Origin of the sequence: Pseudomonas sp. J380 (genome assembly GCF_009827115.1) — a bacterium.
In the GTDB taxonomy this organism is placed as follows: Bacteria; Pseudomonadota; Gammaproteobacteria; order Pseudomonadales; family Pseudomonadaceae; genus Aquipseudomonas; species Aquipseudomonas paracarnis.
The window spans coordinates 3359614-3374776 of sequence record NZ_CP043060.1 but is presented as its reverse complement, the minus strand read 5'-3'; the positions used below and the strand labels follow the sequence as shown (position 1 = coordinate 3374776).

At 63.0% G+C, this 15163-nt stretch carries 13 protein-coding genes; 5 read left to right on the top strand and 8 right to left on the bottom strand.

Annotated elements, in window-relative coordinates; genetic code table 11:
* Positions 1-42 precede the first annotated feature (42 nt).
* The 6 genes from FXO12_RS15390 to FXO12_RS15360 all read right to left on the bottom strand — a co-directional run bounded on the left by FXO12_RS15390 (position 43) and on the right by FXO12_RS15360 (position 5936).
* Positions 43-2103 (bottom strand): TonB-dependent copper receptor, encoded by a 2061-nt coding sequence (locus FXO12_RS15390; RefSeq protein WP_057977766.1) that lies wholly within the window; start codon positions 2101-2103, stop codon positions 43-45.
* Between the two features lie 93 nt (positions 2104-2196).
* Entirely contained in the window at positions 2197-2595 is a 399-nt protein-coding gene (locus FXO12_RS15385) for a DUF2946 domain-containing protein (RefSeq protein ID WP_082631572.1), read from the bottom strand.
* Between the two features lie 10 nt (positions 2596-2605).
* The gene (locus FXO12_RS15380; protein WP_160049712.1) at positions 2606-3088 is read right to left on the bottom strand and encodes a copper chaperone PCu(A)C; all 483 of its coding nucleotides are present in this window, start codon (positions 3086-3088) and stop codon (positions 2606-2608) included.
* 47 nt (positions 3089-3135) lie between these two features.
* Positions 3136-3528 (bottom strand): DUF2946 domain-containing protein, encoded by a 393-nt coding sequence (locus tag FXO12_RS15375; protein WP_034126406.1) that lies wholly within the window; start codon positions 3526-3528, stop codon positions 3136-3138.
* Positions 3529-4014: 486 nt separating this feature from the next.
* Positions 4015-4734, bottom strand: a complete 720-nt coding sequence (locus FXO12_RS15365; protein ID WP_057977762.1) for a cobalt-precorrin-6A reductase — start codon at positions 4732-4734, stop codon at positions 4015-4017.
* Complete coding sequence (locus FXO12_RS15360; protein ID WP_057977761.1) at positions 4731-5936, bottom strand: bifunctional cobalt-precorrin-7 (C(5))-methyltransferase/cobalt-precorrin-6B (C(15))-methyltransferase; 1206 nt, start codon at positions 5934-5936, stop codon at positions 4731-4733. The genes FXO12_RS15365 and FXO12_RS15360 overlap by 4 nt, the downstream gene beginning before the upstream one ends.
* Positions 5937-5974: 38 nt before the next feature.
* Between FXO12_RS15360 and cobG the strand changes: the two genes are divergently transcribed.
* From cobG to FXO12_RS15335, 5 genes are all read left to right on the top strand, one after another.
* Entirely contained in the window at positions 5975-7321 is a 1347-nt protein-coding gene (gene cobG / locus FXO12_RS15355) for a precorrin-3B synthase (RefSeq protein ID WP_057977759.1), read from the top strand.
* Positions 7314-7940 carry a precorrin-8X methylmutase gene (locus tag FXO12_RS15350; protein WP_003188162.1) on the top strand — a complete coding sequence of 209 codons (627 nt, stop codon included), beginning with the start codon at positions 7314-7316 and terminating at the stop codon, positions 7938-7940. The genes cobG and FXO12_RS15350 overlap by 8 nt, the downstream gene beginning before the upstream one ends.
* Entirely contained in the window at positions 7940-8671 is a 732-nt protein-coding gene (locus FXO12_RS15345; protein WP_003188163.1) for a precorrin-2 C(20)-methyltransferase, read from the top strand. Before FXO12_RS15350 ends, FXO12_RS15345 begins: the two co-directional genes overlap by 1 nt.
* On the top strand, positions 8671-10308 hold the full coding sequence (cobJ, locus tag FXO12_RS15340; RefSeq protein ID WP_057977758.1) for a precorrin-3B C(17)-methyltransferase: 1638 nt from the start codon (positions 8671-8673) through the stop codon (positions 10306-10308). The genes FXO12_RS15345 and cobJ overlap by 1 nt, the downstream gene beginning before the upstream one ends.
* A 237-nt stretch (positions 10309-10545) precedes the next feature.
* Positions 10546-11325 (top strand): hypothetical protein, encoded by a 780-nt coding sequence (locus tag FXO12_RS15335; RefSeq protein WP_054896395.1) that lies wholly within the window; start codon positions 10546-10548, stop codon positions 11323-11325.
* Here FXO12_RS15335 and FXO12_RS15330 read toward each other — a convergent pair.
* Both FXO12_RS15330 and FXO12_RS15325 read right to left on the bottom strand, forming a co-directional pair.
* Positions 11322-11918, bottom strand: a complete 597-nt coding sequence (locus FXO12_RS15330; RefSeq protein ID WP_003171467.1) for a MarC family protein — start codon at positions 11916-11918, stop codon at positions 11322-11324. The two genes, FXO12_RS15335 and FXO12_RS15330, sit on opposite strands and share 4 nt — an antisense overlap.
* A 456-nt stretch (positions 11919-12374) precedes the next feature.
* Positions 12375-15149 (bottom strand): hybrid sensor histidine kinase/response regulator, encoded by a 2775-nt coding sequence (locus FXO12_RS15325; protein ID WP_034126413.1) that lies wholly within the window; start codon positions 15147-15149, stop codon positions 12375-12377.
* Positions 15150-15163: the final 14 nt, after the last annotated feature.

The following is a 15163-nucleotide window of genomic DNA, read 5'->3' as shown; positions in this document are numbered from 1 at the left end:
GACTGTAATCCACCTGTGGGCGCAGGCTTGCCTGCGACGCTTTTAGAAGCTCATGTCCACCTTGGTCCAGAGCGTACGCCCCGGCTCCTTGATGGCCTGCGGGTCGTTGGCTGGGTAACCGAAGCCTGCGTTACCGGCCAGATTCAGATGCTCGGCATAAGCCTTGCCGAACAGGTTGTCGACCCCGGTGCTGACCTTGAAGTGCTTGTTGACGCGGTATGCCGCGTTCAGCGAGAACACGCCGAAGCCGCCACTCTTGTCGTAGTCCTTGCCGACCACGTTGCCTTTGTTCGGGTCGATACGGTGTTGCGCTGCAACCACCCTCCACAACGCACCAGCGCTCCAATCGTCTTCGCTGTAGGTCAGGCCCAGGCGCGTGTCCAGCGGTGGCATTTGTGGCAGGGCCTTGCCGTCGCTGCTGTTCTTGCCCCAGGCATAGGCGAGGCTGGCGTCGGCTTTCCAGTGTTGGCTCAGCTTGTACGCTGCGCCCACTTCGCCGCCCATGATACGTGCGTCCACATTGCGCGCCTGGGAGGTGGTGCCCATCATGCCGGGCCTGTAGTCAAACAGGATGAAGTCGCGCACCTGGCCGACATAGCCCGACACCCAGGCTTCCAGGTCGGCGCTCTTGTACTGGGCACCGAAGTCGAGCTGGGTGGTTTTCTCGGGCTTCACGCCGTCGAAGGCATTCACCGAACCGGCCGCGCCGGTGTTGGGGGAAAACAGCTCCCAGTAATCCGGGAAACGTTCCGCGTGGCCCAGGCCGGCATACAGCGTGGTGGGGCTGTCCGCCAGGTCGTGTTCATAACGCACAAAGCCCGAGGGCAATGTATCGGCGCGGGTGTCGCCGGCGGTCGGGTTCGGGCGTGACATCATTCCCGAGCCGGTGCGTTGACGGAAGTCCTTGGCCGAGGCGCGGTCCAGGCGTGCGCCGGTGATCAGGCGATCGTTGTCGGCGGCGTACCAGGTCAGTTCGCCGAACACACCGTAGTTGTGGAAATTGGCGTCCTTGTTGCGCGGCAGATCCTTATACGTGTCGATGCCCATGCTGCTGCGCGCACGGTGTTCATTGGTCTGTGCATCCAGGCCGCTGATCAATTGCACATCCGCCCAGCGCCAGGTGGCCTTGATGCGTGCGCCAAGGGTGCGGCGGTCGACGTTGGACGCCATGGGTCCCGCCATCATGCCGGTGCCCGAAGGGACACGCAGGCTGTAGTTGTCCATCACATGGTCGGCGTAGTTGTAGTAGACCTGGGCCTCGACCTTATCCAGCACCTCGCCGATATTGGATTTCTCGAAACGCAGCCCCAGGCTTTCGCGCAGGAACTGCGAGCCGTCCATGCCGCGACCGGCGTAGCGCGCTTCACCATCGCCACGCCCGGCGGTGAGTTCCAGCAGGGTGTCGGCGTCGGGCGTGAAGCCCACAGCCACGTCACCGTTCCACTTGTCATAGCGCGAGGCGACGGTGTCGTTGTTGCCGTCCTTGTAGTCGTCGGCATGGGCCTGGTTGCCGATCACGCGCACATAGCCCAATGGGCCGCCTGCAGCGGCATCGATGACCTTGTCGAAACGCCCGTTGGAACCGGCCAATACGCTGGCGTTGACCCGCGTGCCCAGCTCGCCGAATTGCTCCGGCTCACGCTCGAACAGGATGGTGCCCGCCGACGCTCCCGGGCCCCAGAGCACGGTTTGCGGGCCTTTGATCACGGTGAGCTTGTCGTAGGTTTCCGGCGAAATATACGAAGTTGGCGCATCCATGCGCCCCGGGCAGGCGCCGAGCATCATGCCGCCGTTGGTGAGGATATTCAGGCGCGAGCCGAACATGCCGCGCAGCACCGGGTCGCCGTTGGTGCCGCCGTTGCGCACCAGGGCGAAGCCGGGGATGGTCTTGAGGTAGTCGCCGCCATCGCTGGCGGGCACCGGTTGGCGAGGGTCTTTGGGGTTGGTGACCACGGTCAGCGGTGAGCTGGGGGCGATCGCGGTGATGACGGTGGGGCTCAGCTCATGCTCGTCGGCGTGAGCGTGGGCAGCCAATAGTGCGCCGCATAAGGCGGTGAGCAGGGCAGTACTTCCCAAACGGGTGTCAGCAGAAAACCTGGACATGACAAATTCCATCAATCAATCGTAAACAACACGGCCAGCAGCCTGCGGCTGTCTGTCTAAAGTCGGCCGGGGTGAAGTAACGCGGTGAAGGGCTTACGAAACGATGGGCGGCGCGCGGCTGCGGGCTCCGGGGAAGATGCTCTGCCGGGCATGGCCCAGGCGCGTGGCGGGGGTGAGGGCGTTGGCGGGCGGCGGGGTGCCGAGGGTTACGTAGGAGACGCTGCCGGGCAGGGCCGGGCAACTGAACAGCAAGCTGCAATAGCCGCATTTTTCCCAGAGAACATGATGCTCGTCGGGGGCTTTGCTGTGCTGCGCAGGTTCACCATGGCAGTTGGGCATGTCCATGGTCATGGACATGCTGGCGTGATGATCCATCGGCATCGCTTGGGAAATCAGCGGACCGATAAAAATCATCAGCATGGCGAACAGGCTGATCCAACTGCCGCGCATCAGGCGGCGGTGGAGAGACAACCTGGCGCGAGGGGCGCCCATCGGGTTTGGCTTACTGGGCGTGCAGATGCTCGTGGCCGGCCATTGGCGGCGCTTTGTGCACCGACACTTGCACCTGGACCTTGCCGGCGTTTTCGAAGGTCAGGGTCAGCGGGAATTGCTTGCCGTCGGCCAGCAGGCTGCGGTCTTTGAGGCCAAGCAGCATGACGTGATAGGCCATCGGCGCGAAGGTCAGTTCACCCTTGGCCGGTACGGCAACGCTGAGCACTTGTTGCATCTTCATCAAATCGCCTTGCATCACGTGCTCATGCAGCTCGGCTTTTTCGGCAACGCTGGTTTCAACGCTGAGCAGGCGATCCGGGGCCGCCCCGGTGTTATGAATTACGAAGTAGGCGGCGACGGTAGGCGCATTCGGTGGCAGTTCCTGAGACCAGGGATCGCTCACCAACAGGTCACCGGCCTGGTAGTCCTCGGCATTGGCAGCACTGAACACCGGCAGCAGGAACGCGGCCAGAAGCAGGGAAGATTTAAGCATGGCAGTTCTCCAGAACAGTTCTAAACGCAGTTCACTTGCGAAGAAGCTCAGACCGTTGGAGAGGCGCGGGGGTTAAGGCTCGGCCATTGCTGGCGCGGGGTTGGATTGCGCAATAAGCGCGGCGGCAAGTTCTGCACCGCCTCGAAGCGCGTCACATACAACTGCGGCACATGCCCCGGCAACGCCACCAACGGCGCAGAGCCCGAGCAACACCAGCAATGCTGCATGGCAGAGTGATCGTCCGGCGGTGCGGGAATTTCCAGCTTGCCCAGGGCAATCGCCTTGAGGCTCGCGCCATTGGACGAACAGAACCCGCCCCACATCAGACGCTTGACCGGGTCATCGGTCTGCTGCATTGCACTGGCCAACGGCATGGCAAACGCATTGAACAGCACTGCAAGGCAGGCGATCCAGGCAATTGCAAAGCGTTGACGGGCCATGGCGGATAATCCGTAGGGTTAAACGATCAGGCGGGTATTTAGCCTGATCGGGGGGGATAAGTAAAAAGGGCGGGTGTGGTTTGGTGTCGCAGTGTTGGGTTTGAGGATAGACGAGAACGGCCGCTTGCCAATTTTGCAGAAAGGACGCGGCGCACCAGGCGGGCTGATCGTTCCCACGCTCTGCGTGGGAATGCCGCGTTGGACGCTCTGCGTCCGCTTTTAAAGCCGTGACGCGGAGCGTCACAGGATGCGTTCCCACGCGGAGCGTGGGAACGATCAAGTCAGGTATAGGGCTTTTTCCAGCCAATGGTTGCGCAGTTGATTGAGCTAGCGCCTTGGCTGGCTGATCTACTACCGTCATTTGATAACGCAATTCCAAAGTGTGGGAGCGGGCTTGCTCGCGAAAGCGGTGTGTCAGTCGCTGGATGTTTTGGCCGACACACTGCCTTCGCGAGCAAGCACGCTCCCACATTGGATAGGTGGTGTTTAGAAAAGAGTGATTGCTTGTAGCAACGCCGGCACTGCTGTGAACTCTCGATCTACGGCAGCCAACACCGGCCGCTTCAACACCAGCACCGGCACCCCACGCTCACGCGCCACTTCCAGCTTCGGCTCTGTGGCGGTGCTGCCGCTGTTCTTGCTGATCAGCACATCAATTCGCCGTTCTTCGAACAACGCCCGTTCGTCCTTGATGATGAACGGTCCGCGTGCGCCGATCACCTCACAGCGCTCGTTGCCGGGATACACATCCAGCGCGCGCAAGGTCCAGAACTGCTCGGCGGGGATTTCGTCGAGGTGCTGCAAGGGTTCGCGACCCAAGGTGAACAGCGGGCGCTTGAAGGGTTTGAGCGCTTCGACCAACTCGGCCCAGTCAGCGACCTCGCGCCAATCATCCCCCGGCTGCGGCTGCCACGCCGGGCGTCGCAATGCCCAGCAAGGCACATCGCTCAATCGCGCCGCTTGGGCCGCGTTTTGGCTGATCTGCGCTGCATACGGATGGGTGGCGTCAAGGATCAGGCTGATACGTTCGTCACGAATAAACTGCGCTAATCCTTCAGCGCCTCCGTAACCCCCGACACGAACCTTGCAGTTCAGGTCGGTTGGTACGCGGCCCACACCGGCCAGGCTGTAGACGTGTTCCGGCCCCAAGGTACGGGCGATGGCCAGCGCTTCCGTGACGCCGCCCAGTAATAGAATCCTTTTCATAGCGGCTTGATCACTTCCAGCAACGTGATCGGCAGCGCCTGGCGCCAGGTATCGAACTCGCCCAGGGGCTGCGCCTGGGCCACGTGGATGCGGGTCAGTTCACCGCCATGCTCGGCGCGCCAGTTCATCAAGGTCATTTCGCTTTGCAGGGTCACGGCATTGGCAACCAGGCGGCCACCGGGGCGCAGGTGTTGCCAGCAGGTGTCGAGCACGCCGTCGCGGGTGACGCCGCCGCCGATAAAGATGGCGTCCGGCGTTTCCAGGCCGCTTAACGCCTCCGGCGCCTTGCCGCGAATCAATTGCAGGCCGGGCACGCCGAGGGCGTCGCGGTTGTGTTCGATCAGGCTTTGTCGGCCTGCGTCGGCTTCGATCGCGAAGGCGCGACAGCTGGGATGGGTGCGCATCCATTCAATACCGATGGAGCCACTGCCCGCGCCCACGTCCCATAACAGTTCGCCCGGCATGGGCGCGAGGCGGGCGAGGGTCATGGCGCGCACATCGCGTTTGGTCAGCTGGCCGTCGTGCTTGAAAGCTGCGTCGGGCAAGCCTGCAAGACGCGACAGACGCGGTGCGTTCGCATCCGCCAGGCAGTCGATGGCGATCAGGTTCAAATCGGCAACCGCCATGTGCTCCCACGCTTGCGCATGCCCGTCGATACGCCGCTCAGCCGGGCCGCCCAAGTGTTCAAACACAGTTATCCGACTGGGGCCAAAGCCGCGCTCGGCCAACAACGCCGCAATCAACGCGGGGCTGTTGCCGTCATTGCTCAACACCAACAAGCGCACGCCACTGGCCAGATGCGCATTAAGTGCCGCCACCGGACGGGCCACCACGGATAACGTCACCACCTCCTGCAACGGCCAGCCCAGGCGCGCCGCCGCCAGGGATACCGACGATGGCGCGGGCAAAATCAACAACTCTTCAGCTGGCACTTGCCGCGCCAGGCTGGCGCCGACGCCATAGAACATCGGATCGCCACTGGCCAGAACGCACACAGGCTCCCCGCGCCGCGACAACACTGGCTCCAGGGAAAACGGGCTCGGCCACACCTGGCGTTCGCCACGAATACACACCGGCAACAGGTCCAACTGGCGTTGGCCGCCTATAATCCGCGTGGCGCGCAACAGGGCATGCCGGGCATTTCTGCCCAGGCCTTTGAAGCCGTCTTCACCGATGCCTACAACCGTCAGCCAGGGCGACATATCAATTCCTTGAACGACATCCGACGGGCAGGCTTTTCATGCCGCCGGACAAAGCAGGCATAATACCGCGCCTTTACCCGTCAACCGGTAGCCCCGTGAACCCAACGCCCGCTGTGAATACCTTGCGCCCCTCGGCTTGTCCGGGGTTGCTGCGTATTGTCCAGGCGTTGGACGGTGGCATTTGCCGAGTCAAATTAGCGGGCGGCGCGATCACTGCCGCCCAGGCCCACGCCGTGGCGGACGCGGCCCAGGCGTATGCGGGCGGGGTGATTGAGGCGACCAACCGCGCCAACCTGCAGATCCGCGGCATCGGCGCCGAGCAGGAGGCGTTGATCGCCCGACTACTGGCGGCGGGCCTGGGCCCCAGCAACGCGGGCGGTGACGACGTGCGCAACCTGATGCTCAGCCCCAGCGCCGGCATTGACCCGCAGATGCTGTTCGACACCCGCCCACTGGCCGCGCAGATCCTCGCCACCCTGGAGAACCATCCGCGTTTCCATGAACTGTCGGCCAAGTTCGCGGTGCAACTCGATGGCGGCGAAGACCTGGCGATGCTCGAGCATCACCACGACCTGTGGTTGTCGGCCTTCGTACGCCATGGCGAAACCCTGCTCGCGTTCGGCCTGGCCGGCTGTCCGGGCCTGGATGCGCCCCTGGCCGCCGTGCCTTTGAACCAGGGGCATGGGTTGGTCGTGGCCGTGCTGGAAGCGTTTCTGGACCTCGCCACCCCAGAACAAACGCGCATGCGCCATTTGCCTGTGGATAACGTGCTGAACCATTTGCGCTTGCCGTTGCTGCCAGCCGACGGCTTCATACGCCCGCCCAGCGACGCGTCGCTCCAGGTGGGCACTTATCCACAAGTGCAAAAGAATCAGTTCTACGTCGCCGCCCTCGCGCCATTGGGCCGCCTGAACCCGGCGATGCTCAAGGGCGCCGCCCAACTGGCCAGTGACTATGGGGACGGCACCTTGCGCTTTACCCCCTGGCAAGGCGTGCTGGTGCCCAACGTCGAAAAGCCTCACGCCTTGACCGAGCGCCTGGCGCAACTGGGCTTTATCTGCTCGCTCGGCCACCCGCTGGCGCGCATGATTGCCTGCACCGGTTCCAGCGGCTGCGCAAAAGGCCTGGCCGACACCAAGGCCGACGCCGTGCAACTGGCCGCTCTGCAATCGGGCGTTGAGGTGCATCTGTCCGGCTGCCCGCGCTCCTGCGCTGCCGCGCACACCGCGCCAGTCACCTTGCTGGCGGTGAGCCCCGGCCACTACGACCTCTATTTTCGCGATGCAGCCCAGCCTGGTTTTGGCCGGCTTCACGCGCGCACTCTTTCCATTGAAGCGGCGGGCGCCCTGTTGCGCGCTCGTCCACGGAGCAACACCGATGATTGATTACATCCGCGACGGTCAGGAGATCTATCGCAACTCCTTCGCCATTATTCGCGCGGAAGCCAAGTTGGACCGCATCCCGGCCGATTTGGAAAAACTCGCGGTGCGGGTGATCCATGCGTGCGGCATGGTCGAGGCCATCGACGGTCTGCAGTTTTCCGAAGGTGCGGGCAAGGCCGGGCGCGATGCGCTGGCCGCTGGTGCGCCGATTCTGTGCGATGCGCGGATGGTGTCCGAAGGCGTGACCCGCGCACGCCTGCCAGCCAATAACCAGGTGATCTGCACCCTGCGCGACGACAGCGTGCCGGAGCTGGCGCGGGAACTGGGCAATACCCGTTCCGCCGCCGCCCTTGAACTGTGGCGCCCGCATCTGGAAGGCAGTGTGGTGGTGATCGGCAACGCGCCGACCGCGTTGTTCTACCTGTTGGAAATGCTCGACGCCGGCGCGCCGAAACCGGCGTTGATCCTGGGTTTTCCGGTGGGCTTTGTCGGCGCCGCCGAATCCAAGGCCATGCTCGCGGCTGATAGTCGTGGGGTGCCGTTCGTGATCATGCAAGGTCGCCTGGGCGGCAGCGCCATGGCTGCCGCCGCCGTCAATGCCCTGGCCACGGAGGTCGAATAATGCAGGTGCGCGGACGTTTGATCGGCCTGGGCGTCGGCCCCGGTGATCCGGAACTGATTACCCTCAAAGCCCTGCGCCTGCTGCGTGAATCGCCGGTGGTGGCGTACTTCGTGGCCAAAGGCAAGAAGGGCAACGCCTTCGGCATCATCGAGGACCACCTGGTGCCGCAACAGACCCTGATGCCGCTGGTGTACCCGGTGACCACCGAAGTGCTGCCGGCGCCGCTGTCCTACGAGCAGGTGATCAGCGACTTCTACGACAATGCCAGCCTCGACGTGGCCGCGCACCTGGACGCGGGCCGCGACGTGGCGGTGATCTGCGAAGGTGACCCGTTTTTCTACGGCTCCTACATGTACCTGCATGACCGCCTGGCCGAGCGCTACGAGGCCCAAGTGATTCCAGGTGTGTGCTCGATGCTCGGTGGTGCCTCGGTACTCGGCGCGCCGTTGGTGTATCGCAACCAGAGCTTGTCGGTGCTCTCGGGCGTATTGCCCCATGAGGATCTCAAGCGCCGCCTGGCGGATGCCGATGCCGCAGTGATCATGAAGCTGGGGCGCAACTTTCCGAAAGTGCGCCAGGTGTTGGAAGAACTGGGTCTGGCCGAGCGGGCGTTGTACGTGGAACGCGCGACCATGGCCAACCAGAAGATCGTGCCGCTGGATCAGGTGGAGCCGATGTCGTCGCCGTATTTCTCGCTGATCATCGTGCCCGGTGAAAGGTGGCAAGGTTGATGACCCCGGCGATTGTGATTCTGGGCCAAGGCAGCCTGGCGACTGCGCGCAAGCTCCAACAGGTTTACCCCGGCGCGTTGATCCACGGTTTGGCCACACGGGTTGAGGGGGCAGACCGTACCTACAGCGAATTCGGCGCGACCTTGCGTCAGCTCTATCAGCAGGGCACGCCACTGATTGCCCTGTGCGCCGCGGGCATTGTGATTCGCACCCTGGCACCGTTGCTGCTGGAAAAGGGCGAAGAACCCGCCGTGCTGGCCGTGGCTGAAGACGGCAGCGCTGTGGTGCCGTTGCTCGGTGGCCTGGGGGGCGTAAACCTCATGGCGCGCGATATTGCGGCAGCGCTCGGCGTGTCCGCCGCCATCACCACCAGCGGCGAGTTGCGTTTTGGCACCTGCCTGCTCAACCCGCCGGCGGGCTATCAACTGGCCGACATCGAGCTGGGCAAACGCTTTGTCTGCGACCTTCTGGCCGGCGAAAGCGTGCGCATTGAAGGCGCGGCGCCATGGCTGGAGGACGCTAACCTGCCTCAGGATCAACAGGCGCGCCTGGCGATTCATGTGGGCAGTGCCGAGCGCACACCGGCAGCCAACGAGTTGCTGATTTACCCGCAGAATGTCTACGTCACCTGTCGGCCGGGTGTGCAGTTGGCCGAGCGTGTGCGCTCGGCGTTGCAGGAGGCGGGCGTGGCCGTGCAATCCCTGGCCTGCCTGCTGGCCAGCGACCTGCAGATGGCTGACGCGTCCTTGCATGAAGCCGCGTCGGCCTTGGGTGTACCGCTGCGTTTTGCCGTACTGGAACCCGTTGCGGACATCAGTATCACCGTGGCCGAGCAGCCCTTGGATCTGTCACAGGTTGGGCGCCCCCGCGGGCGTCTGGCGGTGATTGGCCTGGGCCCCGGCGCTGCTGAATTGATGGTGCCGGCGGTGAAGGCGGAACTGGCGCGTTGCACCGATGTGCTGGGGTATGAAACCTACGTGCGCATGGCCGGGCCGTTCCGGGACGACCAAGTGCAACACTGCACTGACAACCGCGAAGAAATGCAGCGCGCCCGCCACGCCTTCGAGCTAGCCGCGCAAGGCCGCTCGGTGGTGGTGGTGTCCTCTGGTGATCCGGGTGTATTCGCCATGGCCGCAGCGGTGATCGAGGCGCTGCACGAGTCCAGCGAGCCGGCCTGGCATCAGGTCGACCTGGAAATCCTGCCGGGGGTTTCCGCTTCGCTGGCCACCGCTGCCCAGGCGGGCGCGCCGCTGGGGCATGATTTCTGTGTGATGTCGCTGTCGGATAATCTCAAGCCCTGGGCGATCATCGAAAAACGCCTGGACTTGGCTTCCCAGGCCGACCTGGCCTTGGCGTTCTACAACCCGATCTCCAGGTCGCGGCCTTGGCAACTGGGACGCGCCCTGGAGATCGTCGCGCTGCATCGCACGCCGCAGACGCCGGTGGTGCTGGGCCGTGACATCGGTCGTCCAGGCCAGACGCTACGCGTCACTACCTTGGGGCAACTGACGCCCGAGCAGGTGGACATGCGCACCATGGTGCTGATCGGTTCATCCACCACCTGTGTGTTCCCGCGCGCGGGTGGCGGCGAGTGGGTGTACACACCACGTTGGTATGGCGACAAACCCAACTCCTGAAAACAGCCCGGTTGGCTGCCGGAAAGCTCCGAATAACCCAGGGATTCCCCTGGCGTTGTTCGGGGCTTTTTCTTTTTTATGCGATGAAAACCGCACGCCTGCCCGCCGCGCCTTGTCATTGCTGGACGCTGGTTTTGGGCGGGGCAGTCCAAGGGATGTTTATCGCATGGAAACCCCGCTGCTCTCTGGACTAGGGTGGAAGCAAGCCCCACGTGGGGTGCTTGTGGAGAACAGAAAATGGAGCGACGTCACAGAAGGATCAACAGTAAAAAAAGGCGCAAGTTGATTGCCGCCTACAAATTGCCGGGCGCACCTGCCAGGCAGGCCGCTTGCGCGCTGGATAGCGACGATGATTGCAATGCGGCCGTGGTCAACAACGGGGTGATTTCATTTGCCGAAGGCTTGTCGGCGTTGAATCGCGAATACGTACGCAAAAGCTATCTGCTGGCCAGCAGTTATGTGAGCGATGTGCTGAAGGTCCAGCGGGGCAGCGAGGCGTGGTACGAGGAATTTATCAAGGTGATGGTCAGCCTGGGGTGGCTGCCGCTGCGCAGTCGCTTTGAACGGGTCTCGCGTGCGGGCAATGGCCTGACGGTGCAACTGGCGGCGCTGAATATCATCGCCTCGATGCTGACGTCGACGGCGCTGTTCGGGCCACTGCTTAGCGCCTTGCCCAAGCTGGCCGCCGATGCGCTGGATGCATTGAAGCGTCAGCCAGCGTCTTTCGAGCTGTTCAAGCGCAATTGCGCGGTGCATGAGGGCGGCGATTTCGGCCTGGCCTCCTGCGCTGAAACAGACGGCGAGTTGATCATGGTGCTGGTGACCTACAGCACCCATGGTGTGGATAAACAGGTGGGCCTGCCCTTCCTGGAGTGGGATAGCTCCTCGTTCGAGGCCTTCAGCGGGCAGACTTGCCTGGTGCTCAATACCTCTATGGTCAACGAGAAAACCATCCAACTGATGCGCGAAAGCGCCGGTGACAAAGTGGAAATGGCTATCGCCAAATACCGGATCTAGGGCACCAGGTAGCCGCGTACCCCGGTAAAAATGATTTGCGCGGCCAGGGCGCAGACGAACAGGCCCATCAACCGGCTGACAATCTGCAAGCCCTGGTCGCCGAGAATGCGTTCGATACGGTTGGACAGGTACAGCACCACGCCCACCGTCAGGCTGGCCAGGGCAATACTGAGGATGGCGGTAAGCTTGTCGTCCCAGTGTGGTTGGCTGACGCCCATCACCAGCAAGGCGCCGATGGTGCCGGGGCCGACGGTGAGAGGGATGGTCAGCGGCACGATGGTCACGTCCTGCTGCACGTTGTCGGTCTGCACCGCCGACTTGCCCTGGGCCATGCCCAGGGCGGAGATAAACAACACACTGCCGGCGCCGATACGGAACGCGTCGACGGTAATGCCGAACACACTGAAAATCACCCGGCCAAACAGGTAGAGCAGCACGCTCGATACCAGGGTGGCCAGTGCAACTTTCCACGCCAGGCGCCGACGCTCCTTGCTGGAGTAGCCACGGGTCAGGCTGATAAAGCAGGACAGCACAAAGAACGGGCTGTAGAGCACCAGCATCTTCAGGTAAACGCTGAATAACACATGGAGCATGGGGGCGGCTCGCGGGCGGGGAAAGTGTGGAGGAGTCTATCCGACACAGATCAAATGTGGGAGCTGGCTTGCCTGCGATAGCGGTGGGTGTGATCGTTCCCACGCTCTGCGTGGGAATACATCCAGTGACGCCCTGCGTCGCGTTCAAGCAGGACGCGGAGCGTCCCGGGCGGCATTCCCACGCGGAGCGTGGGAACGATCATCACGGGCTGTAGAGCACCAGTATCTTCAGGTAAACGCTGAATAACACATGGAGCATGGGGGCGGCTCGCGGGCGGGGAAAGTGTGGAGGAGTCTATCCGACACAGATCAAATGTGAGAGCTGGCTTGCCTGCGATAGTGGTGGGTGTGATCGTTCCCACGCTCTGCGTGGGAATGCATCCAGTGACGCTCTGCGTCGCGTTCAAGCAGGACGCGGAGCGTCCCGGGCGGCATTCCCACGCGTGGGAACGATCATCAGGAAAGGGTGCTGTGCTCAGGGCGCTGTTGGCGCTGCGCGACCCAGTAGTCCACCAGCTCGCGCAGCTGCGACAGTTCCACCGGCTTGGCCATATGCCCGTCCATGCCTGCCTGGCGTGCGCGTTCTTTGTGTTCCGACAGGATATGCGCGGTGAGCGCCACCACTGGCGTGCGCACGCGTTGGTGGCTGACTTCCCATGCCCGCAGTTGCTGTGTGGCGGAGAAGCCATCGAGAATCGGCATTTCGCAGTCCATCAATACCAGGTCATAGCGCTGGGCTTTCATCGCTTGCAGCGCTTCTTCGCCGTTGCTGGCGGTGTCCGGGTCGAGATTGAGCTTGCCGAGCATGCCACGAATCACTTTGGTGGAGATGCTGTTGTCTTCGGCTACCAGGATGCGGAAATCGCTGGGCACGGTCATGGCTGCCGGTGCGCTGGGGGCCGGGCGTGCCACGGGGGCGCCTTTGCTGCGCTGGGCCAGTTCATCGGCCAGGGTGGTCTTGAGGGTGTAGCCAGCCACCGGTTTGGCGAGGATGCGCTTGATCCCGCAGTTGCGCGCAATGATCTTGCTCGGTGCGTTACTGATTCCGGTGAGCATGATCAGCAGGATGTCGTGGTTCAGGCTCGGGTCTTCCTTGATTTTCGCCGCCAGTTGCATGCCGGTCATGCCGGGCATGTTCTGGTCCAGCAGTACCACGTCGAAATAATCACGCAGGTGCGCCTTGGTGCGCAGCAGCGCCAGGGCCTCCTTGCCCGAAGGCACGGCGCTGACGTTCAGGCCCCAGGCCGTGCATTGTTGCACCAGGACTTTGCGGCAGGTGTCGTTGTCGTCCACCACCAGCACGCGGGCGTCCTTGAGCGGGCCGTCGAGGTCGCTGGTCGGGTGTTCCAGGCGTTCCGGGTCCAGCGGCAGGGTCAGCCACAGGGTACTGCCCTGGTGGCTCCCACTCTTGACGCCGAACTCGCCGTTCATCAACAAGATCAGCTGGCGTGCGATGACCAAGCCCAAGTGGCCGCTCAAGCGCGTCGCCGAAAGGAAGTTCTTGCTGTGCAGTTCGCTGTGCAACAGGGCGTCGCGTTCGGCAGCTTCCATGGGCACGCCGCTGTCTTGCACGGCAATGCGCAGGCGTGGCTTGGTGCTGCGCTCATCCAGGGCGACAACGATCAGCACTTCGCCTTCATCGGTTTTGTGCAGGGCGTTTTCCAGAAGGCTCAGTAAAGCCTGGCGCAGTCGCGTCGGGTCACCGCTGATCACTCGTGGTACCTGGGGTTGGATGAAGCTGATCAGCTCGACATTCTGTTGCTCGGCCTTGGCGCGGAAGATGCTCAGGCAGTCGTCGATCAATGCATTGAGATCGAACTGCACATCATCGAGTTCGATCTGCCCGGATTCGAGCTTGGAAATGTCGAGAATCTCGTTGATCAGGGTGAGCAACTCATTACCGGCGCTGTGGATGGTCTGCACATAGTCGCGTTGCTTCACCGACAACGGCGTGCCCAGCAGCAACTCGGTCATGCCCAGCACACCGTTCATGGGCGTGCGGATTTCGTGGCTGATCTTCGCCAGGAACTCGGCTTTGGCGGCGATTTCGGCATTGCTGGCCGCCAGGTCGCGGCTCAGGCTGAAACGGGTTTCGACAATGGCGCGCTGGCGCTCGCCGAGGGCCAGGCTCATCAGCAGGCCACTGAGGCAGATAAAGCTCAACAGGGTGACGATCAGCCCCTGTGGCGCCACCAGGGTAAGGCCGAGCAGTGCGGGCAGAATGATCAACGTGCCGATGTTGAATACCACCATGGCCGCCACGAACAAGCGCGCCGGGCGGTAGCCTTTTTGCCAGTGATAGGCCGAGACAAACAGCATGCTCAGGCCCGCCAGCGCGACCAGGGCATAGGTGATGATGTTCAGCGGCAAGGTGTTGACGAACAACAGGAGCAGGCCGCACAGGATGATCAGCAGGATGTCGGCCATCAACACTTTGTTCAGCGGGTGCGGGCCCAGGGGCATGAAGAAGCGGTAGGCGAACATCAGCCCACAGGGTGCGGTCAGCAGCAGGGCCAGGTAGGCACCGGGGGTCTGGATTGCGTGCCAGTTCGGCAGCCATGGCCCCACCAGGTTGAGCAACAGCGCCAGGCTGAGCATCAACAGGAACTCGCACGCGGCCAGCCACAGGCTGCTGCGCGAGCGGTGGTAGGCGAAGCGCGTGAGGTTGTGCAGGATCAGCATCGACAGCACGCCGAACAGCAGGCCGTAGATCAGCGTCTGGTTCTGGTTGGCGGCGGCCAGCACCGCTGGTTCCAGGGTGATGTAAGGGCGCAGCTCGTGTTCCGAGACCAGGCGCAGGTATACCTCCAGTGGCCGTTGGCTCTGAGGCATCGGCAGCATGAAGTCACTGCTGGGCAACGAGCGCTCAGCCTGGGGTTGGCGTGTGCCGGTGGTTTGTTGCTCCACCAGGGTGTCGCCGTCCAGCACATACAGGCTCAGGCTGGAGAGGTCCGGGGCGAACACCCGCAGCACTTGTTCGTGCTTGCCGGGCTGCAACCTGAAACGCACCCACAACGCACCGTCCGGCTGCGCGGCGGTGATCCGGTCCAGTTCGATGGGGCTGAATTGATTGGTATAGCGGGCGGAACGGATATCGCTCAGTTGCAGGTCGGCCTGTTCATCAAGCAATACTGCCCAGCCACTGCCTTGCGCAGCGGCCTGGGCCGGTAGCAAGCAGAGCAGGGTCAGCAGACTGATTGTGAAACCTATGGCGATCCTGAGCCAGCGCACGGCGAAATCCCTTC

Bases quoted from the DNA above. Each gene is read 5' to 3' on its own strand.
- FXO12_RS15375 (WP_034126406.1), bottom strand. From the start codon at position 3,528: ATGGCCCGTCAACGCTTTGCAATTGCCTGGATCGCCTGCCTTGCAGTG.
- FXO12_RS15365 (WP_057977762.1), bottom strand. From the start codon at position 4,734: ATGAAAAGGATTCTATTACTGGGCGGCGTCACGGAAGCGCTGGCCATC.
- FXO12_RS15390 (WP_057977766.1), bottom strand. From the start codon at position 2,103: ATGTCCAGGTTTTCTGCTGACACCCGTTTGGGAAGTACTGCCCTGCTC.
- FXO12_RS15380 (WP_160049712.1), bottom strand. From the start codon at position 3,088: ATGCTTAAATCTTCCCTGCTTCTGGCCGCGTTCCTGCTGCCGGTGTTC.
- FXO12_RS15385 (WP_082631572.1), bottom strand. From the start codon at position 2,595: ATGGGCGCCCCTCGCGCCAGGTTGTCTCTCCACCGCCGCCTGATGCGC.
- FXO12_RS15345 (WP_003188163.1), top strand. From the start codon at position 7,940: ATGCAGGTGCGCGGACGTTTGATCGGCCTGGGCGTCGGCCCCGGTGAT.
- FXO12_RS15360 (WP_057977761.1), bottom strand. From the start codon at position 5,936: ATGTCGCCCTGGCTGACGGTTGTAGGCATCGGTGAAGACGGCTTCAAA.
- FXO12_RS15350 (WP_003188162.1), top strand. From the start codon at position 7,314: ATGATTGATTACATCCGCGACGGTCAGGAGATCTATCGCAACTCCTTC.
- FXO12_RS15335 (WP_054896395.1), top strand. From the start codon at position 10,546: ATGGAGCGACGTCACAGAAGGATCAACAGTAAAAAAAGGCGCAAGTTG.
- cobG (WP_057977759.1), top strand. From the start codon at position 5,975: ATGCCGCCGGACAAAGCAGGCATAATACCGCGCCTTTACCCGTCAACC.
- cobJ (WP_057977758.1), top strand. From the start codon at position 8,671: ATGACCCCGGCGATTGTGATTCTGGGCCAAGGCAGCCTGGCGACTGCG.
- FXO12_RS15330 (WP_003171467.1), bottom strand. From the start codon at position 11,918: ATGCTCCATGTGTTATTCAGCGTTTACCTGAAGATGCTGGTGCTCTAC.